Genomic DNA, 21818 nt, shown 5'->3' with positions numbered 1-21818 from the left:
AGTGCCGGTCCGTGGCTTCTTTTGTCCTGCCACATGGGAGATCACGATGCCTGAGACTGATGCCAACGTTCGTGAGAGGGACAACCTGTCACCGTTTCACGCCGGCGAACGTCAGGCACAGGAGCGCCTTGGTGACCGGGGCGTTGAACGCTGGGCTCGCGGCGCCATCCGCAGCTTCATGCCCGACCAGCACCGCATCTTCTTTGAGGAACAGCCTTTTCTGATTGCGGCTGCTCGTGATGCCGAGGGGCGGACCTGGGCTACATTTCTCGAGGGCGGGCCTGGTTTTGTGCGCTCGCCGGACTCCGTTTCTCTTGAAATCTCGGCGCGGCCGGTGCCGGGCGACGCACTTGACGGTGCACTCGCCGCAGGTTCCGATATCGGCCTGATCGGCATTGAGCCCGCCACCCGCCGCCGCAACCGGGTCAATGGCACGGTCGCGGCAGGAGACGAAGGTGGCATCCGCTTTGCGGTCAGCCAGTCCTTCGGCAATTGTCCGCAATATATCCGTGCGCGCAGATGCTGGTGGAGCCCGGAGCAACCAACGGGTACCGCGGTTCGGGGCACATATCTCACCGCCTCCCAGCAGGAGTGGATCACATCCGCCGATACCTTCTTCATCGCGACCGGCTACCGGGGCGAGGGCGACAATCCGGCCTATGGCATGGATATTTCCCACCGCGGCGGTGAGCGGGGTTTTATCGAGGTCCTGGACGACCGCACGATTTGTTTTCCCGATTATGCCGGGAACCGTTTCTACAACACGCTCGGCAACATCCTGAGCGACCCGCGCGCCGGGCTCCTGTTTGTCGACTTTGCCTCAGGTAGCTTGCTGCAACTGACAGGTCGGGCCAGCATCGACTGGGACTCCGAAGCGGTCGCCCGTGTGCCAGGCGCCCGGCAGCTCGTGACGCTGGAAATTGACGCGATCGTGGAGCTGTCCTCTGTGCTGCGCCTGCGCTGGCAGGAAGATGCGGCACCTGCCCGCTCGCTGCGTCTTGTGGAGCGCGTTCAGGAAAGCGCCGATGTCACCTCCTTCATCTTCGAAGCACGTGACGGTGGACCGCTCAAGACCTTCGCGGCCGGACAGCATCTTCCCATCGAGCTGAACCTCAGCGGCGGTATGGGCAAGGTGCAACGCAGCTATTCACTCTCCGGGGCGCCCAGGGATGGGCGTTACCGGATATCCGTGAAGCGGGATCCGCAAGGGCTGGTATCCCGCATTCTGCATGACGGGCTGCACGTTGGCGCCATGATCGACGCAGGAATGCCGGCGGGAACGTTCGGGCTGTCCAACACGCGGGATCCGATTGTTCTCGTCAGCGCAGGCATCGGCATCACGCCGCTTCTGTCCATGCTGCATGCGGTGGCCGGGGAGGGGGATAGCCGGCCGGTCTGGTTCGTCCACGGTGCCCGGGACGGTGCTCATCATCCGTTCCGGGACGAAGTTCGCGCGCTGGCCGCAGGCAAGCCGTCCATCCGCCTGCTGACTCACTACAGCCACCCGTTGGAGACGGATGTCAGAAGCCGGGACTACGACCATGCGGGACGCATCACGGCGGAGGGCCTCGTCGCCCTGACAGGCGCGGCAAACGCCCGCTTCTACCTCTGCGGACCTGCCGGGTTCCTGGCGGAATTGAAGGCGGGCCTGGAACGGGAAGGCATCCCGGACAGCAGGATTCTCGAGGAGAGTTTTTGAATTTGAGTTGCTGCAAAGAAATCTGATTGGAGCATCGGAATCGGAATAGTGAAACCCGAACCCGTTAACTGGTACCCCTCTCCATCTCGGGTGGGGAGAGGGCAAGTCGGTGTTTCCTTTGACGCAAAGTTGAGCCTGGAAATGTGCAGCCACGTGAGTTCACGTGCCAGGGGCAAAGTCGACGTGGATGTGGTTGCCGTCCGGATCCCAGACATTGATCGCGATGGCGCCGGTGCCGGGCTGCACCGAGCGGCGGTAGTGCTCGCCGCGGGCGATCAGACGCTGTTCGAACTCCTCTGCACCGGTCGCCGTGAAGGCGAAATGTTCGAGCTTGAGCTTACTTTCCGAGCCGACGGCCGGGTCGCCCTCAATGCCGACCAGATGGATTGCGGCAGCCTCACCCGCATAAAGCCAAGCTCCGGGGAAAGGGAAGTCCGGCCTCGGGCCGGGTTGCATGCCCAGGATATCGCCGTACCAGGCGATGAGAATATCGAGCTGCGTCGTTCTCAGATTGACGTGGTCGAGTTTTTCGATATGCATCCAGTCCCTTTCCGCAGGAAATTGGCGTTGGACCGGTCAGCGATGCGGACCGGTGTGCGAGGTCCCTCATCTTGACCTCATCCGGCGTGTTTTCCGATGGTAGCCAGGCTTCACCGGCGGCCAGCATCCACCGATGGGTGCCAGTCGGCGAGGCGTTAATTTCTCTCCAATTGTTAAAGCACGGCAAAGCCTTCCGCGAAAAGGTCCCGGGATCTGGACCCTCTCAAAAAAAGTTTCGGCAACCGGATTTTTCCTATTGCATCGAAAAGCGAACGGGCGCATATACGCCTCGCCCAAATTCGCACGTGCCCGAGGTCGTTCATGGGGTGTTTGTAAGACATCTCTTAAGGGGCCGCTGCCAGTAAATCCGCCAAGGGGCGGGGCAGCATGATCCGGACGGCTTAAAGCAACGACGTAAGAGGGCTTTTTTGGTCTCTGCCGGGGTATCCAACCTCCGGCGTCACTGAAGAGGCACTTGTTACATCATTGCCCGACGTGCGGTTCGGTTTTTCCCGATCCAATCAACGGCATTCCCGACGCGGGAAAGCTCTGCGCCTGGTCTTCAGCCGCATTGCCCAACCGTCGCTGCAGTCAACCCGGCCTCCGGTTCCATCCCGGGGGAGGCCCGGTGCGTATTGCAGCACCCTGCGACGCGAACTGCAGCGCGCGAGCCGATATTGAGGCGCGTCTGCGGCCAGATTGAGAAAGGGGACATCCCCATGAGCGAGCGTATCCGCGAGTTCCTCCGACGACGCGATGACGACGGCCCCTGCGTCGTTGTCGATCTCGACATCGTGCGCGAGAATTTCCACGCCTTTGCCCGGTCCCTGCCGGACACTTCCGTCTATTACGCCGTGAAAGCCAACCCGGCGCCTGAAATCCTGTCCCTCCTGGAAAGCCTCGGATCTTCCTTCGATTGCGCTTCTGTCGGCGAAATCGAAATGGTTCTGGCAACAGGGGCTTCCGCCGACCGCATTTCCTACGGCAATACCATCAAGAAGGAGAAGGACATTGCGCGTGCCTTTGAATTTGGCGTCCGGCTTTTCGCCGTCGACTGCATCGAAGAAGTTGAAAAAATCGCCCGCGTCGCCCCTGGCTCCAAAGTCTTCTGCCGGGTCCTGTGCGACGGCGCCGGAGCCGAATGGCCGCTCTCCAGAAAATTCGGTTGCGACCCCGACATGGCACCTGATGTCCTGGAACACGCCCACCGGCTCGGACTCGAAGCCTATGGCGTCTCCTTCCATGTCGGCTCCCAGCAAGCCAATCTCGAAGCCTGGGATTTCGCTCTCGCCATGGCGGCAGGCGTCTTCCAGGAAATGGCGCTCCGGGGCATCCAGCTGAAAATGGTCAACATGGGTGGGGGCTTCCCGACCCGTTACCTGAAGGACGTTCCGGGCGTGCCGAGCTATGGCGACGCGATCTTCCAGGCGCTTTCCAAGCATTTCGGCAACCGGTTGCCGTCCACGATCATCGAACCGGGCCGCGGCATGGTCGGAAACGCGGGTATGATCGAAGCCGAAGTGGTGCTGATCTCCAGAAAATCCAACAAGGAAGACGAGATCCGCTGGGTCTACCTCGACATCGGCAAGTTCCATGGCCTGGCCGAGACCATGGACGAAGCGATCCGTTATCCGATCCGTACACCGCGCGATGGCGACATGACCGCACCCTGCGTGCTGGCCGGCCCGACCTGCGACAGCGTCGACGTTCTTTACGAGAAGACGCCGTACGAACTGCCGGTGAGCCTGTCGATTGGCGACAAGGTGCTGATCGAGGCCTGCGGTGCCTACACCACGACCTATTCGACGGTCGGTTTCAACGGCTTCGCGCCGCTGGCCTCCTTCGTCATCTAAGCGTTGAAGCCATGATCGACATTGTGGAGGAGGGGCCGGCATATGTCGGTGCCCGCGAGGCGTTGCTCGACCTCTGCTTCGGCGAGGCGCGTTTCGCCAAGACGTCCGAGCGCCTGCGGGAAGGCCGCCTGCCGGTGTTTGCGTTTGTCGCGCTCGACGATACCGGCAAGCTGGTGGGGACGGTGCGTCTGTGGTCCGTGGCGGACCGCAACGGGTTTCAAAGCCTGTTGCTCGGACCACTGGCCGTCGCCCCCGATTGCCGTGGCTTGAAGGTCGGCGACCGGCTGATGCGTCATGCACTCAACCAGGCGGCGGTTCACGGCCACGGCTCGGTGATCCTGGTCGGGGATCTGCCTTACTATTCCCGTTTCGGGTTTTCAGCCGGGCTGCTGGACAAGGTCATGCTGCCGGGGCCGGTGGAGTATCACCGGTTTCTCGGGACCGAATTCGAAACGGGCTCCCTGTCCCGGCTCGATGGCCTTATGTCCGGAACCGGAGCTTCGGATCCGACGTTGGCCGTTGCAAGGGCAGAAGACAGTTTCTTCTTTTCCAAAGCTGCATGAATGCGCCATCTTGAAGGGGCGGTGGTCTTCCATCGCCCTTTTTTGGAATTTTGCCCGGAGCCTTGTTCATTCAACCAGCGCTCTTACCTGCCACATCATGGGCCGCTGCAGAATAAACGTACGGCCGACTTGAATTTCCGGGTAAAACCGGTCACAGCTGAAGCGCAATATGTGCGCTTTCTTTTTGAGGGTATTCACCGCAAGCCGGACCCGCTGACGCAATTCGGGCGGCACAGACGGAAACGATTGGAGTTTTGAAATGACCGACGAAACCAACGGCGGCGCGCCGAAGAAACCGGCAGCAAAAACGGCCTCCAGACCCGCGGCCCGGCGCCGTCCCGCCGCAAAGCCGTCGGTCACCAATCCGGAGCCAGCCGGAACCAGTGCAGCGGCAAAACCGGCAAGCTCCAGCAAGGCGTCTACCACGAAGGCTTCCTCCAACAGGGCGGCAGCGAAACCCGCAACGGCCCGGCAAGCCGGGGCATCCCGAAAACCGGCAACGACAAGGCGTTCCGCCGCGAAACCTGCGACAGCGAAACCGGCGGTGGCCAAACCGGCAGCTGCCGCTTCAGTTGCACCCAAGGCTCCAGCAAGAAAAGCTCCCGCGCGCAAGGCGCCTGCCAGACGGGCAGCCAGACCGGCAGCTGCAGCCAGGAAGTGGCCGGTTCACGGCACGATCACCGGACCTCTGGTGATGATCGGTCTCGGCTCCATCGGCAAGGGCACGCTGCCGCTGATCGAGCGGCATTTCAATTTCGACAAGAACCGTTTCACCGTCATCGATCCGGTCGATAACGATGCCAAGCTGGTGACGGACAAAGGCTACAAGTTCCTGAAAGTCGGGCTGACGCCGGAGAACTACAAGGACGTCCTGACGCCGCTTTTGAGCGAAGGCGAAGGGCAGGGCTTCGTGGTGAACCTTTCGGTCGACACGTCCTCACTCGACCTGATGAAACTCTGCCGCAAGCTCGGCGTCCTTTACATCGATACGGTCGTCGAGCCGTGGCCGGGGTTTTACTTCGACGAAAAGGCCTCTGCCGCCGACCGCACAAACTATGCCCTGCGTGAAACCGTGCGCAAGGAAAAGAAGAGGAAACCGGGCGGAACCACGGCAGTCTCGTGCTGCGGCGCCAATCCGGGAATGGTCTCCTGGTTCGTCAAGAAGGCATTGATCGACATCGCCACCGACACTGGCGTGAAGTTCAAGGAACCGGCCAGCCAGAAGGGCTGGGCGAAGCTGATGAAGAAAACGGGCGTCAAGGGTGTCCACATCGCCGAGCGCGACACCCAGCGGGCCAAGGAGCCGAAACCGGCGAACGAGTTCTGGAACACCTGGTCCGTGGAAGGTTTCCTGTCCGAAGGGTTCCAGCCGGCGGAACTCGGCTGGGGCACGCATGAGACCTGGAAGCCCGCCAACGCCAGGAAACACAAGAAGGGCTGCAAGGCCGCGATCTATCTGGAGCAGCCGGGCGCCAATACGCGCGTCAGGACCTGGTGCCCGACCCCCGGTGCCCAGTACGGCTTCCTGGTGACGCACAACGAGGCGATTTCCATCGCTGACTATTTCACGGTCTCAGACAGCAAGAAGGTCAGCTACAGGCCGACATGCCACTATGCGTACCATCCGGCAAACGTGGCGGTTCTCTCCCTGCACGAACTCTTCGGCTCCGCCGGAAAGGTCCAGGAAAAGCTGCATGTCCTGGAAGAAAACGAACTCCAGGACGGTATCGACGAGCTGGGTGTCCTGCTCTATGGCCACAAGAAGAACGCCTACTGGTACGGCTCACAGCTGTCGGTCGAAGAGACGCGCAAGCTTGCCCCCTATCAGAACGCCACCGGCCTGCAGGTGACCTCCGCCGTGCTTGCCGGCATGGTCTGGGCACTTGAGAACCCGGAAGCGGGCATCGTTGAGACCGACGAGATGGACTACAAGCGTTGCCTGGAGATCCAGTTGCCCTATCTCGGTCCGGTCAAGGGCTATTACACCGAATGGACCCCGCTTGAGAACCGCCCCGGCTTCTTCCCGGAAGACATCGACAAGACGGACCCCTGGCAGTTCCGCAACATTCTGGTGCGGTAACGTCGTGAGGCAGAAAAATTCCGGGGCCTCGGAGAACAATCTCCGGGGCCTCCTTTTTGATCCGACACCTAATTGTTGAAGTTTGTCCTCCATTCGAAGATGCTCGATGGACGAATTAGGTGGGAGGTGGAAGGAAAAGGTGACGCCTGGATTGTTCTCTCAAGCGGTTAGCGAATTCCAAAACGGAAATTTCGCAGCGGCCCAGCAGGCCGCTTCCGAATATCTGCACGGTCTCCACGAGCGGATCCACGCATGTTGTCTCAAGGAGAACACCCGCAATATTTACGACGTGAAGGTATCGGTCATCGTCGTCTCTCATCGAAATTGGCTTTCTGCCTGTGAAGCCGCCGCCGGATTAGCTGACTTCCTCAAGACGCCCGGCGTTGAACTGATCTTCGTTGCAAACGGGCTGGAGACCAGCGGGGCGGCGTCTGAAGATTACCGCTTCGACGCGAGACTCTTCGCTCTGCCTGAAAACATCGGGGGCGCTGCGGCACGCAATATCGGCGCCTATGTGGCGCGCGGTACCTATCTGCTCTTCCTCGACGACGACGGCGAAACGGGGCCGGAAGATCTCCTCCGGCTCGTTCAGACCTGCGCCGAGAAGAACGCCATTGCCGTTCGTGGCCGGGTGGTGCCCAGATCCGAAAAAGGGCAGGGAGCTGAGCACTACGACCTGGGCGACAATTTGCATGCCGCGCCTCCCGTAACGGAGGGAATTTGCGTCTGGGAAGGCGACCAATTCAAGAAATACGGCGGTTTCGATCCGCTTCTTCCCGCTCACGAGGGACTTGATCTTTGCTGCCGGATGCTGCGGGAACTTGCGCCCGGCCGTTTCCTTTATGAACCCGGGGCGACCTTGCGCCACGATTACGCCGGCAGCGATGAGGACAGGAAGAAAAAGGTGGAACGGCTTTCGATCGCAGACCGATACCTTGATTACAAGGGAACACAGAAGATGCTGACCAGAACCGCGTTCCGGGAATATGCGAAACACCAGTCCGGCTGATGTCGGCGTCACGCATCTCTGTCGAAGAGTGTCGATAGTTGGTTGCGTAACGGCTTATATCGGCTGGCTTTTTATGCTTTGTTGAGGACCTTGCCCCTCCAGATGCCGGAGCGCCATTCAGACGATGGACAGGATGGACTTGTTTGACGACCTTTTACGGCAAGGAGATGCCCGGCAATCCGCCTATGCGGCTGCGTGCCTTGATCCGGCGGGTTCGTCGCATCGCGCCGCCGACATTGTCGAGGAGCTCGCGGGCGAGCTTTCCGCGGAATGGACCGAAGAGCGGGCCAACTCGCTCATTGGCGATCTGAAGCAGGGAAAAAAGCGGCTTGCGAGCTGTACGTTGCTTGCCCTGGCGCTTGTTTCCGTCCGGCAGGGCCTGTGGCAGGTGGCCCGGGACCTTCTGGCTTTTCTTCCGCCGCAGGACGGACGGTGGCTCTTTGTCGAGCGGCTTGCCGAGGCTGCAGAACACGAGCGGCAGGATCTGGGCGATCCGGCAGATGAATGGCTGAAGGACCGGTTCTGCCCGATGCCGTTCGATCAGATTGATACCGCAGCAGATCAATCGGTCCATTTTTGCCCGGCGGCATGGCAACCGGTTCCGATCGGTGATCTGTCCGAGGATCCGGGGAGCATCTGGAATGGGCCGGCCGCGCAGGAAATCCGGCGTTCGATCCTGGATGGCGACTTCTCCCACTGCAGCCGCCGTCATTGCCCGCACATCAGAGACCGCCGTCTCCGGTCCCGTGACTTCTATCTCGCCGCAGACCCCGCGTCGCCCGCCATGGAGCGCTATGGCAGGATCATCGCCGGCAAGGAAATCCGGCTGGACACGAAACCTTTCCGGGCGAACCTGTCTCATGACCGCAGTTGCAACCAGTCCTGCCCGTCTTGCAGGCCGGGACGGATCACGCTTCGCAAATATGACAGGGACCGGCTCGACCGGCTCGTGAACGACAATTATGCGGACTTTCTTTCCTCCGCGGCCAGGGTCACCCTTGCCAGGGATGGCGAACCGTTTGCCAGCAGGCACTACCTGAATTTCCTGCAAGCCTATTGCGCACGGACGGAGCGGACCGGAACCCTGCAGATCCAGACCAGCGGCCTGCTGCTGACGGAGGCGCTCTGGAACCGGCTGGACCTGTGGGGACATGTGTCGAGCGTGCGCGTGTCCGTCGATGCCGCCACCCCGGGCACCTACGCACGGGTCCGGCAGGGAGGGCGGTTCGACCGGCTGCTCCCCAATCTCCATTTTCTCGGCCACTTGCGCAGGCTTCAGATGATTGACGTGTTTCGAATGGATTTTCTGGTGCAGAGGGACAATTACGCCGAAATGCCCGACTTCGTTCGGCTGGCGCGGCAGGTCGGGGCAGACAGTGTGTTTTTCCAGCGGCTCAGGAACTGGGGAACGTTCACAGAGGAGGAGTTTCTTAATCGGGATATCGCCAATCCGGAGCATCCGGATCATGACCGCCTGCGGACCGTGTTGGAGGATCCGGTCCTCTCCTCTCCCGAGGTTGACAAGACTGCGCTGGAGGTCATGTGATGCCTCGCCATCTCATTCTGGTGTCGGCCCCGCGCAGCGGTTCCAATTTCCATCAGGCGATCCTGCAGCAGGGCCTGGGCAATGCGGCGGTTTTCCGGGAAATGTTCAATCCGGCGGCTCCCTACGGACTTGAGAGCAACGGCAAGGATTTTAGGAAACTTTTTGAAGAGGAAACCGGCTTCGAGGTCTCCCGGGAAAAACGGGCGCAGCTGGCGGCGTTCTTCAGGGAAAACCCGCTTTACATTCTGGAGGTTCTGTCCGGTATCTGCGATCGGCTGGGGTTTGAGTTTCTGTCCTACACGCTGTTTCCGGGGCATGTTTCAGCCGAGGTTCTTCAGTCCGTGCTTTACGGCAACGAATGCTCCTGCATCTTTCTCACCCGCAGGCGGCTTCAGCGCTATGTCTCGCTGCTCAAGGCAGAGCAACTGGGTGCCTGGCGGCTGGTCGACACGACGGCTGAGCAGGTGAGCGTCGACTTGGCTTCGTTTCTGGAAGACTCCGAGCAGACCGACGGCTGGTTTCAGGCGGTTTCGGAGACCGCCGTGGCCGCGGGCGCAAAGACCCGACGGGTGTCCTACGATGCGGTGCTCAACCAGTCGCCACCAACCGTTCAATTTGGCTTGCAGCGGGCCCTTTCCGGAATTTGCGGGCTCCCCGCGATGGACCTTGGATCGATAAAGGAATTCAAGCAGGACCGGCAGAAGGACGTTTACAAGTCGATTTCGAATGCCGGGGAGGTAAGGACTGCCCTGACGGAAGCATCGTTGCGCGGTTATGCCTTTGACGAACCGCAGGTTTTTTCGTCAGACGGCTACGTTTGAAGCGATTGCCGGAAGTCCCTGCAGTAGACTTCCGGCGGCCGGCCGACCGTGAACTCGAAGTCGGGGGCCCAGTTCTCCCGTATGCGCGCTACCCGGCGTTTCAGGTAGAGGTCCCAGTTGGTCGTAACCCCGCTGAGGGCCCGGTCGGCGGGTACCGGCAGACATTCGAAAAACAAACCCCGGCTGCGAAGAGTGCCAAAATACCGCGGCGGGCAAACCACGACGACCGTGTCAAAGCCCTCCAGCTTTTCCAATTGCAGGCTTGCCTCATCGGACAGGGCATCGTCATGCTGGTCGAGGGCCCAGACCAACGCGACATTTCCGGCCTTTCTGAAATCCGACAGCAGGACGGCACCGGACTTGTCCGACGTCCTGAAGGCGCGAAGACTGCGAAGGGCGAAGCGCAGACCGGCGTTTTCCAGATGCTCCTTGATCAATTCCGTCCACCTTTCGATTCATCAGCGCCGCCGCAAGTCAGTAAACAGCAAGGACCCGAGTTACCAAATTCGACCCCGTCAGTGTTCCGGCAACAGGTTTTCTGGCAGCTGCGCCAGGACCTGCAGTTGCCGGGCAATCTGCCAGGCGCCGTCCCAGCAGCCGGTCTTGCGCAGACAGGCTGCTGACAGGTCCTGCCGAAGGTCCGGATCGAGCATCTGTTCCAGGGCCGTTTCAAAGGCGAAGGGGTCGTCCGCAGAACAGGTGAGGCTCCAGCCCGAACGGGCACCATAGTCCGCCCGTGCTTCCTGAACATCCATTTCCGGAGCGCTGTTGGGAACGAAAAGCGACGGCAGCCCGGCTGCGATGTTTTCATGAAACGTGTTGTAACCGGCGGCGCAGACCGCGAAGTCGAATGCCTTCAGGGCCTGTCCGAGCGGATACATCTTCCGCATGATCAGACGCTCGTGCAGACCCGCGGAATTGCCGGCATGCAGGGGGGAGCGGACTTCGACCGCTATGACATGCGGGTGTCGTTCAAGGAATTCCAGCAACAGCTGTCTGGGCAGCGACATATCGAAATTGGCTTCCGAGCCAAGCTGGACGAGGCAGAGCGTGGCGTCTTCCGGCAGATCGAGTGCGCGCCTGGCGGTGTTCCGGCTAAAGAGGTGTCGGGGTTGCGTCATCAGCACGGGATTGACCCGGGCGACGCCGTCCGGGTCGGGTCGCGAATAGCCGGGGTCGAGAGCTTCACAAAGTTCGCCGGGTTCGAAGACGGCATCGAAAACCCGTTCGCGGGCGATGCTTTGGGGTTGCGGTGTTCGCCAGAGGCCCCGCCGGATCCAGGCCGTGGTGCACTTCCCGTAGGATTCGAGCGCGTCCACCAGGCCTCCATAGGGGAGATTGCCATCAAACAGGGTCAGTGCGGGATTGTAATGGCCCAGGGCCTCGCGCAGTTCCTGGAAGAAATAGGCGTTCCACGCCTCGATATCCGCCTGCAGTTTTCGGTGGAATGGCCGGTACTCCGCGGCGTAACCCATCGAACGGGCGATTTCGATGGCTTCCGAAAGTGAGAAGAAGACGACATTGACCCTTGGCCCGAGCGCTTTTGCGATGGCAAGCTGGCGGGACAGATGTCCGAGCCCGATACCGTTGGATGTGACCGTCAGAACAACCGGGGCGGAGGTTTTTGCCGGTGCCGGGCTGCCGGCGCGCTTCCGGCGCAGCGGGCCCGGTCTTCCGGCAACCGCGCCGAATTTCGTCTTGAAACCGTCGAGCCCGAAGCGGGCCTCCACGTGCGCGCGGGCTCTTTGGGACGCCTTTTCCATCAAGGAGCGGTTGGACCGCAGGCGCTCGTAGACCTGTGGTGCCTGGGTGGGATCGGCATAAAAGCAGGCGTCGGCATAGATCTCTTCCATGCCATGGGGAACAACGCAGGGCAGTCCGGTAGCCAGGGCTTCGAGCACGCTATAACCGAAGGCCTCAATCCAGGTGTCGGAATGAAAGTAGCTGTAGATGTCGAGACCCTGGAGGAAGCCGGAAACGGGTTCGTGCGAAAATGGCAGGACATGCCAGTTCCAGGGAAGCGTTTCGAATTGGTCGAGATACTCCTGCGGCGCTCCCAGCATGCGGAAGGAATAGACCGGTGATTCCGGATAACACGAGAGAGCGATCTCCGGAGACGGCCATTTGTCCAGGCTGGGGCGGCTGTGACGGCCGATGACCAGCGGCAATCCTGCTTCCCGGGGAGGCTTTTGCGGGAAATCGGACGGATCGATCAGGTTCGGCCAGTTGGCTTCGTGGAGCATGGCCGACAGGCCGTTGGCGACCAGATCATTTCGAACGACATTGCTGACAGGCAACAGATGCAAGTCATGTCCGAACCAGTCGGCGGCCAGATCCGGCCATTGGTCTGCCTTGTAGTAGGGTTGTCCCCTGCGGTTCCGGGTCGGCTGATGAACGACCATGCAGCAGGTTTCTGCGTCGAAACCGGTCCGGGTCCGGACGCTGTTTTCCAGAATGGAGGGATGATTGAGCAGCGCGATTTTCGCTTTCGGCCGTTCATCGCGCGGCACGATTACGGTTCCGGTCGCCCGGATTTCCGCAAGCAGGGTCTGGTTGAGAACACGGTTTCTGGCAAATATCGGCGAGGATACGGGAATGATTCCGGCCTTCAGCCCGGCCGTCCGGCAGGCGCGCAGATCGTACCGAAGTGAGGTAGACGTACCGCCGGGAAAGCGCAGATCGGCGAGGTAAAGGACATCAAATTCCATGGTTCGATCCGCGGGTCCTGAACGGGGCTGGCTCCATAATGCCGGGTAAGGCCACGGAAAAGAAGAACAAATTCAGATCGTGGATGCAAGGTTCAGGAAGGAGAGCCGCCGTAGAGACGCCATTGTTCCAGACCGCGACTGAAGCGCGGTCCAGGAAGGCCGTCCAGGGCGCCGTCATAGTAACCCGCCGTCTTCATTCTGGACTGGAGCTCGGTAATCGTGTCCTTCGACCAGCTGCGTGCCTCGCCCGTGACCTTGGCCAGGGTCTCGCCGCTGTCGGCGGTCAGGGCCGACAGCAACAGGTCGGACGCCTTGGCAGGCGACTTCTCGGTATGAAATCCTTCGTCATAAATGGCGGCGGCGGCAAGCGCTCCTTCCGCATAGCCCTGCCGGGCGGCGCGCTCGAAGAAGCCGACCGCGCTTTCGGGGGTTTCGTAGATGCCTTCCTTGGCGAAGACGCCGAGATTGTAGGTTGCCCGGGCCGCGCCTTCCGAGGACGCGAATTCCAGCAAGGTGATCGCGCGCGGGACGTCGCGCTGCCCCCCGGCGCCGGAATAGAGCGAAACGGCCAGGTTGATCGCTCCGTCGGCACTGCCGTGAGCATAGGCCTGTTCGAAAAGTTCTCTGGCCTTTTCAAGGTTCTTGGGCAGGCCCTGGCCAAGCTCGTAAAGTAGACCAAGGCTGACGAGCGCCCGCGTGTCTCCGGCCGCTGCCGCCTTCCTGTAAAGCTCGACGGCTTCGTCGGTCTTTCCGTTGGCCGCATAGGCGCGGGCGAGCAGCGCCTGGTAATGCGCGTCTTCCGGAAATTTCGCGACCGCCTTTTCGCAGGCGTTGACCGCCGCACCCGCATTCTTGGCCAAACGGTTGAGTGACACGCCCTGATAGATCACGGTGGAATCATTGGGGTGTGTGGCAAATTTCCTGCAAAGCTCCGCCGAGGTCAGGCTGTCCGGGTTGTCGGGAACCATTTGCGTGACGAGTTTGTGCGCCTGTTCCACGTTCCGGCCGTTCGGGAAGCGCTCGATGTAATATTCGAGCAGCGGACGGTTGCGGGCATCCAGCGCGCTCGACCAGATTTCCTCTTCCAGGCTGGCAAGGTTGACGGGCAAATCCGCGAGTGCTCCTTCGGGATCCTGTTCATGCCGCCTGAGCAGGGTTTTTGCCTCGCTGACAAAACGTCCCTCCGGATAGCGTTGAAGATAGAGGGTAAGGAGTTGCGGATCCATCTGCCGGGCGGCCAGCTTCCACATCCGTCTTTCCAGATCCCCGTCCGGTTCGGCGCCGGGGTTGAAGAAAAATTCGGGTTTGACCGAGAACTGGACATAGGGAACCTGGGCGCCGCCCGTTTCCTTGCGCACGTTCTGATTGACTTTCGCCAGCACGGACAGGACTTCCTTGCCGGGCGTGCGTAAATTCGACAGCAGTGCGGTCGCATAGGGGCTGTTGTTGCCGGCACCGTCGAAGGCCACCTTGCCCGGCTGCGTTGCAAAGCCGATCAGGAACCCGCTGACGTCAGGTGGCGGTGCAAGGCCGGCCTGAAGGTTGTCGATCTGCTCGTGAAACGGATTGTTCTGGCAGGCATCCAGAAACACCATCTTGAAGGCCTCACTGCTTCCCACTTTCTTCAGCAGGTCGTCGAAATGAAGGCTTTCGCTGACGAGGGTTTCGACGCCCTCGATGTCTGCGTCGACAGGTATGAGATAATTCTTCCCCTGCAACTGGACGCCGTGCCCGGCATAATAGACGAGTACGGCACTGGCGTTGTTCTGGACGGTCTCGGCCGAGAATGTTTCCAGCTCTTGTCGAAATGTCTCCCGCGTCGCGTCCAGCACGAGCCGGACGTCAAATTTGAGCGTTTGCAATGTCGCTGCAATGCTCTCCGCGTCGTTGCGAGCATTGGGAAGTTTCTGGAAATTGTAGTCGGAGTTGCCGATGACAAGCGCCATTCGCGCTCCGGACGAAAGCCCTTGCGCAGGTGCATTGCCGGGAACAAGGACAAGACAGACGGCAAAAAGGCCCACCAGGAAAAGCAGACCTTCCCGCAGTCGGCCTTGTTCGTCTCTCAGCCAGTTGCTCACGTATTGCAATCCACTCAAATCGATACAGATTTCGCGAGGCTGATTTCCACGGCCTGCAGGGTTTCTGCGAGCACGGCGCGTTGTTGCTGCTGAAGGTTCACGATTACCGTGTCCTGTGAGCGGACAAGACTGATCTGCTGGACCTTGCCGATGCCTCTTTGCACCGCTGCGATCGCCGCCTGACCGCTCTGGGCATTGCGGACTTCCTCAGCCATCTGGCGAACGACCGGAAGCGCCTGCTTGGCGACCGTGCTGCCGCGGTCGGCCTCCCGGGCCAGACGGCGCTCCAGTTGATCCAGTACCTCGGCATAGCAGATGTAGGGGCTGACACCCTTCTTGACCCTGCGTTCACAGTTGTTCGCTTGTTTTACGACGCCTGCCTTGCTGTTGAGGAACTGCTGGAGAAACCGGCGTTCCTGCGGAGCGGTAAAGACGAGCTCTCCATAGGTCCTCGGGACGAACGGGTTCAGTTCGATGATGGGTTTGCCCGAGCCTTTCGTCGCACTTGGCGACTCTCCACCGTAGGAGGCGACCACAATCGCGTCGTCTGCCTGGGCGCGTTCCAGGACGGCTGAGGAACTGGACGGGTCCAGGGATTCGTCGAGAGGCAAAAGATAGCTTGTCGTGGATTTGAGGCCGCTTCGGGAATATTGCCAAGAGCTGCTTTCGACCGGAGAGGTCACTTCCTGGCCGGAATCTCGTGCGATGCTCGTAGCTCCTGTAAGCCAGGCAATCATCAATGATGCCAGGTATGAAAACAAATTCAAAAGCTTACGTTTGGTAACTTTGGCCATAAGACACCGTAAAACATAAAAAACAGGGAGTTAAGGGAGTGTTTCGCTTTGAACCATATAGCATTTTTTGCCGTAGTCCACAAATTAGCAGAAGTGGCACTTGCGTGAGCCAGGGCGTCGTGATCCGCGATTTTTACAGTGTCCGCCCTTTTGGAGTGGAGTGATTTCGGGGCCGGAAAAAGCGGCTGGAAGCCAGTTTGGCACAGCGTCGGGCGCGCCGGATGTCAGGTCTCCAGCCGAACCACCTCCAACTGTTCCTTGCGGCCCTTGACCGAGTGGACGCCGATAGACTTCCGGCGGATGTCGGGGGGCAGTCTTTCTCCGATCTCGCTGGAGGCGAGTATGATCACTTCGGCGTTGGCATCGATTTCCTTGCCGAGGCTCTCCAGCCGGGAGGCCGCATTCACGGTGTCGCCGATGACCGTGTAATTGACGCGCTCCGGCGCGCCGATATCGCCAACGACGAGCGGGCCCATGTGGAGGCCTATCCTGACGCGTACGGGCGCCACTGCCCGGGCTGTGCGCAGCTTGTTGTCTTCGTGGATGGCCTTCGCCATTCCAAGGGCGGCGCGCGCGGCCGGCTCTGCCGGGTTTTCCAGGCGTTCCGGTGCGCCCCAGAAGGCCATGACGCTGTCGCCGATGTATTTGTCGATCGTCCCGCCCTGCCGGGTGATTTCCGCTCCAAGTATCGAAAGGTGCCGGTTGACGAAGGCGGCGGTTTCCGTCGCCGACATGCCTTCGGAAGCGGAGGTGAAGCCGGCGATGTCGGTGAAAAGCACAGCCACGTCCCGTTCTTCGGGTGGCGCCTCGGCCCGGCCTTCACGCAGAAGCTTCTGCACCAGCGTCTTTGGAACATATCTGCTGAAAGCGGTCAGGCCACCGACCATGGAATTGAACCCGCTTGCCAGGTCGTCGAGTTCGCGCACGAAGCTTGGCGGCAAAAGCTTGACCTTGTCCAGATCGAGGTTGGCAACCGCCCGCGCGCCCATGGCAGCCCTGCGGATGGGTTGTCCTATCCGGTAAGCCAGCAGACCGGCGCCGACAAGAGACAGGCCGAGCAGGGCAAGGGCGATGAGGACAGCATCGGTGAGCTGTTCCAGAGGCTGCTCCAGAATCTTTCCCGGAAAATGCGCGCCGATGGAGATCGGCAATCCTGTCGGGCCGAATTCGGGACCCTGCAGGACGATAAACCGTTTCTTGCCGAGAGAATCGAAACCGGCCCGCAGCTCCATTCCGCTCGCGAGGCCATAGCCATCTTCCTCGACAATGCTGGTTTCCTTGAGGGTTTTCAAAAAATCGTCCGGAACGTGTTCCAACCCGATCAGGGGGGAGGTGGGGGACAACTGGTCGAACACCTCCTCAAGCTGGGGGTGGGCGATCAGTTCGTGGCTCTCCGGATTGATGATGAAGACCTTCACCAGGTCCGTGGAGATCTCGCGTGTGATTTCGGAAAGACGTTCCATCGACATCGCCACGATGACGAGGCCTTCGTATATTCCGCCGGTGGCAACCGGCTGCACGTGGGCGATGTATGTGTGCTGACGCTGGGGATAGTAGTCCGGGCCGATCCAGAAGGCATCCGTCTTGCCGGCTGTTTCCGCAATCAGGCCGGTCAGCAGGTGGGTGTTGTCGGTCACGGGAACGAACTGCGGAATCAGAATGCTGTTGTCCGTTGACCTGTTGATCTGGACAAAATTCCCGTTTTTGTCCGCGATGATGACGAAGGAAACAAATTCGAGCGGCGCAAGCATGCCGTAGAGATAGTCGGCGACCTCCTGCGGATGCCGCATCAGGATGCTGCCGCTTTGCAAGGCAGAAGCGGTGTATTTTCCGGCTTCCTCCACGGCCTCGATCTGTGAGCTGAAGGCCCGGTCGAGCGACTGCATGCCGACATTGATCAGGGACCCGCCCAGCTTGCGAACGATCTTCTCGGACGTGGAGGCCTGCACGAGCAGCACCAGTGCGGCAGTCACGAAGACGAAACCGCCGATCACTGTTGTCAGCGTTGGCGTGATGTGAAGGCGCCGTCTGAGGGACACGTTCCTGCCTGAATATCTGAATCGGTCAAATTACCAATAACGGGTTCACCGATTGAGAGCAAAGCAATCCGTATCTCGTCAGGATGTCCGGCGAGCCGGACGAGGACGGCAAGGCGGTTCAAAAAAAGTCCCGCAAGATCAATCGCCTTGCGGGACTTCCTGAAAGCCTGATTCCGGTTGTGGCCCGAGGGGCCGCTGACCTCAAGCCGTCTTTTCCGGCTCCGCTTCCTCGAATGTGTGGCCGTAGTCGACGGCAATTTCGTAGTCCGGGTCTTCCAGGACCGAGACTTCGACAAGGTTTCCGGCCTTGGCGAGGAGCCTGGTGCAGTCCGGAGAAAGGTGGCGCAGATGAAGCCGCTTGCCGGCAGCCTCGTATTTGGAGGCGAGCGCATCGATGGCCTCCAGGCCGGAGTGGTCGACAACCCGGCTGTCGATGAAGTCGACCACAACATCCTCCGGATCGCTCTGCGGGTCGAACAGGTCGGTGAAGCCGGTTGTGGACCCGAAGAACAGGGGGCCGGAAAGCCGGTAAACCTTCCAGCCTTCCTTGCTGGTTCCGATACGGGCGTTGATGCGGCTGGCCGCGTTCCAGGCATAGGCAAGCGCGGAGATGATCACGCCGACGACGACCGCGACCGCAAGGTCTGAATAGACGGTCACGCAGGTGACCACCACCATGACAAGGGCGTCGGTAAGCGGGATCTTGTGTACGATCTTCAGGCTGGCCCAGGCAAAGGTGCCGATCACCACCATGAACATGACACCGACCAGGGCGGCGACGGGGATCTGCTCGATCAACCCGGATGCGACCACGATAAAGGAGAGCAGGAACAGGGCAGCGGCGATGCCCGAGATGCGCGTGCGTGCGCCGGATTTCACGTTGATCATCGACTGGCCGATCATGGCGCAGCCGCCCATGCCGCCGAAGAAGCCGGTGACGACGTTGGCCGTACCCTGGGCGATGCATTCCTTGGAGGCGCCCCCCTTGGTGTTGGTAAGGTCGGCCACAAGATTGAGCGTCAAAAGAGATTCGATCAGGCCGATCGCCGACAGGATGATCGCGTACGGAAGGATGATTTCCAGGGTTTCCCAGGTCAGGGGCACCATGGGAATGTGAAAGGCGGGCAGGCCGCCGGAAATGGACGCCAGATCGCCGACGGAACGCGTGTCGAGGTCAAAGCCGAGCACCAGGGCCGTGACGACGAGAATACCGGCCAGCGGCGCCGGGAAAGCGCGGGTGATTCTCGGCAGGAACCAGATAACGGCCATGGTGACGGCGACAAGGCCCAGCATCAGGTAAAGCTGGGACCCGCTCATCCAGGTGAGACCGCCGGCTCCGTCCGGCACCTTGAACTGGCCGAGCTGGGCCATGAAAATCACGATAGCCAGACCGTTCACGAAACCCAGCATGACCGGGTGAGGGACCATTCTGATGAACTTGCCCCATTTCAGAAGACCGACACCGATCTGGATCAGCCCCATCAGCACGACTGTTGCAAAGAGATATTCTACACCGTGGCGCGCAACCAGTGTCACCATGACGACCGCAAGTGCCCCGGTCGCGCCTGAGATCATGCCGGGCCGGCCACCGATGCAGGCGGTGATCAGTCCGACAAAGAAGGCGGCGTAAAGGCCGACCAGCGGGTTGACACCGGCAACAAAGGCAAAAGCGACAGCTTCCGGCACGAGGGCCAGAGCAACGGTCAAACCGGCCAGAAGCTCCGTCTTGATGCGCGAGGCATCCAGTTTAATCGATTTTGCAGGCGCAGAGGCCGCGGCTCTTGCAGACAAGTCAAGCTCCAGAATTTGTATTGAGTTGCAACGGTCAGCGCCACGTCTGCCCGGACCGGCTGTTTGACCTGGATCAATTTGCTGGGTTTCTAAAGTATTTTTTGCAATGCAGCAAGCCGTGTACCGGATGGCAGCCATGCGAATTCCGAAAGAAATCAGTCATTCGTGATTGATTCTTCAGGCTGCGTCCGGGGGCGTGCGTGAAGTAAAGAAATATTTTCAGCTCAAAGTTGCGCTCGGGAGCGAGATTTACGAAATAAAATAACGTATTCAATCAACTTCGTTTCTTGGGAAAAGTGACGATATTGATTATGAAAACATGATACTATTTGATGCTTGCGTGTAGCAACTTTCAGTCTCTTCTTAATTTGGGGTTGTTGTTGTGTTTTATGCTCGCTTCAGGCTCCTCGTCCTGCTTCCTGCCCTTTTTCTGGCCGCTCCCACGGCGGATGCCGGAGAAATGGTCCTGGCCACCGATGACTGGCCTCCGTTCCGGATCACCCAAAAGGGCGCGCTTGTGGGGTTGGATCTCGATCTGATCGATGAAATCGCCCGCAGGGCGAAGGCGGACCTGCAGGTCGTCAAGATGCCCTGGGGACGTGGACTGACCTCCATGCAAAGTGGCGCCGTCGATGTCATGACGGGGTTGGCATACCGGGACGAGCGGGCCAAATACATCACCTATACGCAAACGCCCTATTTCAAGTGCACGACGGCCTTCTACATGCTCAACGGCGAAGCAGGTTCCATCAAAACCTACGAAGATCTCGCAGATCGGGAAATCGGGTTTGTCCTGCATTCGGCCTATTTTGAACGCTTCGACAAGGACGAAACGTTGACAAAGGTCGGCGTTGCGCAGGAAGACGCCCTGATCGACATGCTGATCAAGCAGCACATCAGTGTCATGATTGGCACGGACTGCCAGGTCGATTATTTCATCAAGCGGCAAGGGCTCACGTCCAAGATCGAAAAAACGCCATATAACCCGGGAAATTCCGTCGATCTTTACCTCGGCATTTCAAAGAAATCGCCTTGGTCAAAGCAAGTCGAAACCTTGAACAGGATCGTCAAGGAACTCGTTGACGAGGGGTTCGTGGACAGGATCGCCCGCGAGTATTACGGCGCCCAGACCTGACACCAAGCGCGTGGACTTGCAATTCCGGCTTCAACTTCACGTTTCTCGCTGGAGGCGTTGCCTTGTGGCTGCGTCACGGGCACTTCTCCGTTCCCAAGAGCCGTTCAAGTTGCTTCCTCCGATGGTCCACGAAATTCAATTCCCCGTTATCGCCGTGCATTTTGGCCGATTGGTTGCGAAACGGGGTTAACTTTACGTAAAGTTGCTTCTACTATTGCGATGTGATTCCAAGTTTTTCTCGGCAAGGCTGTGATTTCTATAAATTCTGTGCGCCGAATTGACTGAAGAGGAAAAGATGGGCCGGCTTACCGTCTGTGCTCTTCTCGCACTTATGCTTTCTGTTGCCGGCGCATCCGCGCAGCAGCAACTTCGTTTCTCGGCTTTCGAAGCGCCGAACTTGACACCTATTGCCAGGAAGATCCTTGTCAGAGCCTATGCGGAACTGGGAATACGGATTGAAACGGTTGTCGAAAATCCGCAGAGGGCGCTTCTGGATTCCGCCTCCGGCGTGACCGACGGTGAACTGGTCCGCGTAAGCAGTGTCGCCGACAAATATCAGACGCTCATACGGGTCGATGTTCCCTTGGTCGTTGCGCGCATATTCGCCTATACGAACAAGCAGCCTCTCAGAGGAAAGGCGCTGGCTGAACTCAAGCATCTGCGGGTGGGACACGTTGCAGGTGCCAGATTCGCGAGCGAAGCCGCCGTCGGGTTTGCAGAAATCTGGGAGGCGGATACGCCCGAGCAATTGTTCGAGATGCTGCACCATGACCGGATCGATCTTGTCATCGTGGGGGAAGAAACCGGCCGCCGGATCATCCGGGACGCGGAGTTGAAGGGTGTTTTTCCGCTGTTGCCGTCCTTGCGCGAGGTTGCCTTCTATCACCTGCTGCACGAACGGCATGCAGATCTCGTGCCCAGGATCGAAGCGGTTCTGAGGCGCCTGATGGTTGACCCGGATATCGATTTCTCAACCGGCAAGAAACAATCCCGGTTGGAGCGGAGACCAGAAAGGCCTGTCCGGCCTGACTGGCAATCGTCTCTGCCCGCCTTCTACCCGACAGGTGCTCTTGAACAGGTTTGAGGAAAACAGGCCCGGGGGAAAGAGGCGACACAGCATGCGGATGAACCGTAGCGGGGAGTGCCCGCCACGGTTTGTCCT

The 21818-nt window shown here is 59.9% G+C and carries 17 protein-coding genes; 9 read left to right on the top strand and 8 right to left on the bottom strand.

Going from position 1 to position 21818, the window contains the following annotated elements; all coding sequences use genetic code 11:
• Positions 1 to 46: 46 nt before the first annotated feature.
• Entirely contained in the window at positions 47 to 1699 is a 1653-nt protein-coding gene (locus ACQY7U_RS23360; RefSeq protein WP_428650078.1) for a pyridoxamine 5'-phosphate oxidase family protein, read from the top strand.
• Positions 1700 to 1858: 159 nt separating this feature from the next.
• Here ACQY7U_RS23360 and ACQY7U_RS23355 read toward each other — a convergent pair whose 3' ends face one another.
• On the bottom strand, positions 1859 to 2239 hold the full coding sequence (locus tag ACQY7U_RS23355) for a VOC family protein (protein WP_428650076.1): 381 nt from the start codon (positions 2237 to 2239) through the stop codon (positions 1859 to 1861).
• 719 nt (positions 2240 to 2958) lie between these two features.
• Between ACQY7U_RS23355 and ACQY7U_RS23350 the strand changes: the two genes are divergently transcribed.
• On the top strand, positions 2959 to 4092 hold the full coding sequence (locus ACQY7U_RS23350) for a type III PLP-dependent enzyme (RefSeq protein ID WP_428650073.1): 1134 nt from the start codon (positions 2959 to 2961) through the stop codon (positions 4090 to 4092).
• Between the two features lie 11 nt (positions 4093 to 4103).
• Positions 4104 to 4655, top strand: coding sequence for a GNAT family N-acetyltransferase (locus tag ACQY7U_RS23345; RefSeq protein ID WP_428650070.1), 552 nt, complete (start codon positions 4104 to 4106; stop codon positions 4653 to 4655).
• Between the two features lie 66 nt (positions 4656 to 4721).
• Here ACQY7U_RS23345 and ACQY7U_RS23340 read toward each other — a convergent pair whose 3' ends face one another.
• Positions 4722 to 5081, bottom strand: coding sequence for a hypothetical protein (locus tag ACQY7U_RS23340; RefSeq protein WP_428650067.1), 360 nt, complete (start codon positions 5079 to 5081; stop codon positions 4722 to 4724).
• Positions 5082 to 5349: 268 nt separating this feature from the next.
• On the opposite strand from ACQY7U_RS23340, the gene ACQY7U_RS23335 reads away from it, so the two are divergent.
• The 4 genes from ACQY7U_RS23335 to ACQY7U_RS23320 all read left to right on the top strand — a co-directional run bounded on the left by ACQY7U_RS23335 (position 5350) and on the right by ACQY7U_RS23320 (position 10111).
• Positions 5350 to 6735 carry a homospermidine synthase gene (locus tag ACQY7U_RS23335; RefSeq protein WP_428650234.1) on the top strand — a complete coding sequence of 462 codons (1386 nt, stop codon included), beginning with the start codon at positions 5350 to 5352 and terminating at the stop codon, positions 6733 to 6735.
• A gap of 139 nt (positions 6736 to 6874) precedes the next feature.
• Positions 6875 to 7744 carry a glycosyltransferase family 2 protein gene (locus ACQY7U_RS23330; RefSeq protein WP_428650065.1) on the top strand — a complete coding sequence of 290 codons (870 nt, stop codon included), beginning with the start codon at positions 6875 to 6877 and terminating at the stop codon, positions 7742 to 7744.
• A 139-nt stretch (positions 7745 to 7883) separates the two neighbouring features.
• Positions 7884 to 9290, top strand: coding sequence for a hypothetical protein (locus ACQY7U_RS23325; protein ID WP_428650063.1), 1407 nt, complete (start codon positions 7884 to 7886; stop codon positions 9288 to 9290).
• On the top strand, positions 9290 to 10111 hold the full coding sequence (locus ACQY7U_RS23320; protein ID WP_428650061.1) for a hypothetical protein: 822 nt from the start codon (positions 9290 to 9292) through the stop codon (positions 10109 to 10111). Before ACQY7U_RS23325 ends, ACQY7U_RS23320 begins: the two co-directional genes overlap by 1 nt.
• Here the strand turns inward: ACQY7U_RS23320 and ACQY7U_RS23315 are convergent.
• From ACQY7U_RS23315 to ACQY7U_RS23290, 6 genes are all read right to left on the bottom strand, one after another.
• Positions 10102 to 10548 (bottom strand): hypothetical protein, encoded by a 447-nt coding sequence (locus ACQY7U_RS23315; RefSeq protein WP_428650058.1) that lies wholly within the window; start codon positions 10546 to 10548, stop codon positions 10102 to 10104. The two genes, ACQY7U_RS23320 and ACQY7U_RS23315, sit on opposite strands and share 10 nt — an antisense overlap.
• 78 nt (positions 10549 to 10626) lie before the next feature.
• The gene (locus ACQY7U_RS23310) at positions 10627 to 12819 is read right to left on the bottom strand and encodes a hypothetical protein (RefSeq protein ID WP_428650055.1); all 2193 of its coding nucleotides are present in this window, start codon (positions 12817 to 12819) and stop codon (positions 10627 to 10629) included.
• 92 nt (positions 12820 to 12911) lie between these two features.
• Positions 12912 to 14897 (bottom strand): caspase family protein, encoded by a 1986-nt coding sequence (locus tag ACQY7U_RS23305; RefSeq protein ID WP_428650053.1) that lies wholly within the window; start codon positions 14895 to 14897, stop codon positions 12912 to 12914.
• Between the two features lie 14 nt (positions 14898 to 14911).
• Positions 14912 to 15691 carry a hypothetical protein gene (locus tag ACQY7U_RS23300; protein ID WP_428650050.1) on the bottom strand — a complete coding sequence of 260 codons (780 nt, stop codon included), beginning with the start codon at positions 15689 to 15691 and terminating at the stop codon, positions 14912 to 14914.
• 224 nt (positions 15692 to 15915) lie between these two features.
• Positions 15916 to 17730, bottom strand: coding sequence for an adenylate/guanylate cyclase domain-containing protein (locus tag ACQY7U_RS23295; protein WP_428650047.1), 1815 nt, complete (start codon positions 17728 to 17730; stop codon positions 15916 to 15918).
• Positions 17731 to 17931: 201 nt separating this feature from the next.
• Positions 17932 to 19521, bottom strand: a complete 1590-nt coding sequence (locus ACQY7U_RS23290; RefSeq protein WP_428650044.1) for a SulP family inorganic anion transporter — start codon at positions 19519 to 19521, stop codon at positions 17932 to 17934.
• A gap of 460 nt (positions 19522 to 19981) precedes the next feature.
• On the opposite strand from ACQY7U_RS23290, the gene ACQY7U_RS23285 reads away from it, so the two are divergent.
• Positions 19982 to 20656: a substrate-binding periplasmic protein gene (locus tag ACQY7U_RS23285; RefSeq protein ID WP_428650041.1), complete on the top strand. Its 675-nt coding sequence runs from the start codon at positions 19982 to 19984 to the stop codon at positions 20654 to 20656.
• Between the two features lie 295 nt (positions 20657 to 20951).
• A complete protein-coding gene (locus ACQY7U_RS23280; protein WP_428650038.1) occupies positions 20952 to 21740 on the top strand; it encodes a hypothetical protein in 789 nt (262 codons plus the stop codon).
• The last annotated feature ends 78 nt before the right edge of the window (positions 21741 to 21818 follow it).

Origin of the sequence: Roseibium sp., from assembly GCF_050301095.1 — a bacterium.
In the GTDB taxonomy this organism is placed as follows: domain Bacteria; phylum Pseudomonadota; class Alphaproteobacteria; order Rhizobiales; family Stappiaceae; genus Roseibium.
This window is presented reverse-complemented; position numbering and strand designations above follow the sequence as displayed.

Bases quoted from the DNA above. Each gene is read 5' to 3' on its own strand.
- ACQY7U_RS23285 (WP_428650041.1), top strand. From the start codon at position 19,982: ATGGTCCTGGCCACCGATGACTGGCCTCCGTTCCGGATCACCCAAAAG.
- ACQY7U_RS23360 (WP_428650078.1), top strand. From the start codon at position 47: ATGCCTGAGACTGATGCCAACGTTCGTGAGAGGGACAACCTGTCACCG.
- ACQY7U_RS23350 (WP_428650073.1), top strand. From the start codon at position 2,959: ATGAGCGAGCGTATCCGCGAGTTCCTCCGACGACGCGATGACGACGGC.
- ACQY7U_RS23355 (WP_428650076.1), bottom strand. From the start codon at position 2,239: ATGCATATCGAAAAACTCGACCACGTCAATCTGAGAACGACGCAGCTC.
- ACQY7U_RS23320 (WP_428650061.1), top strand. From the start codon at position 9,290: ATGCCTCGCCATCTCATTCTGGTGTCGGCCCCGCGCAGCGGTTCCAAT.
- ACQY7U_RS23345 (WP_428650070.1), top strand. From the start codon at position 4,104: ATGATCGACATTGTGGAGGAGGGGCCGGCATATGTCGGTGCCCGCGAG.
- ACQY7U_RS23300 (WP_428650050.1), bottom strand. From the start codon at position 15,691: ATGGCCAAAGTTACCAAACGTAAGCTTTTGAATTTGTTTTCATACCTG.
- ACQY7U_RS23310 (WP_428650055.1), bottom strand. From the start codon at position 12,819: ATGGAATTTGATGTCCTTTACCTCGCCGATCTGCGCTTTCCCGGCGGT.
- ACQY7U_RS23280 (WP_428650038.1), top strand. From the start codon at position 20,952: ATGGGCCGGCTTACCGTCTGTGCTCTTCTCGCACTTATGCTTTCTGTT.
- ACQY7U_RS23335 (WP_428650234.1), top strand. From the start codon at position 5,350: ATGATCGGTCTCGGCTCCATCGGCAAGGGCACGCTGCCGCTGATCGAG.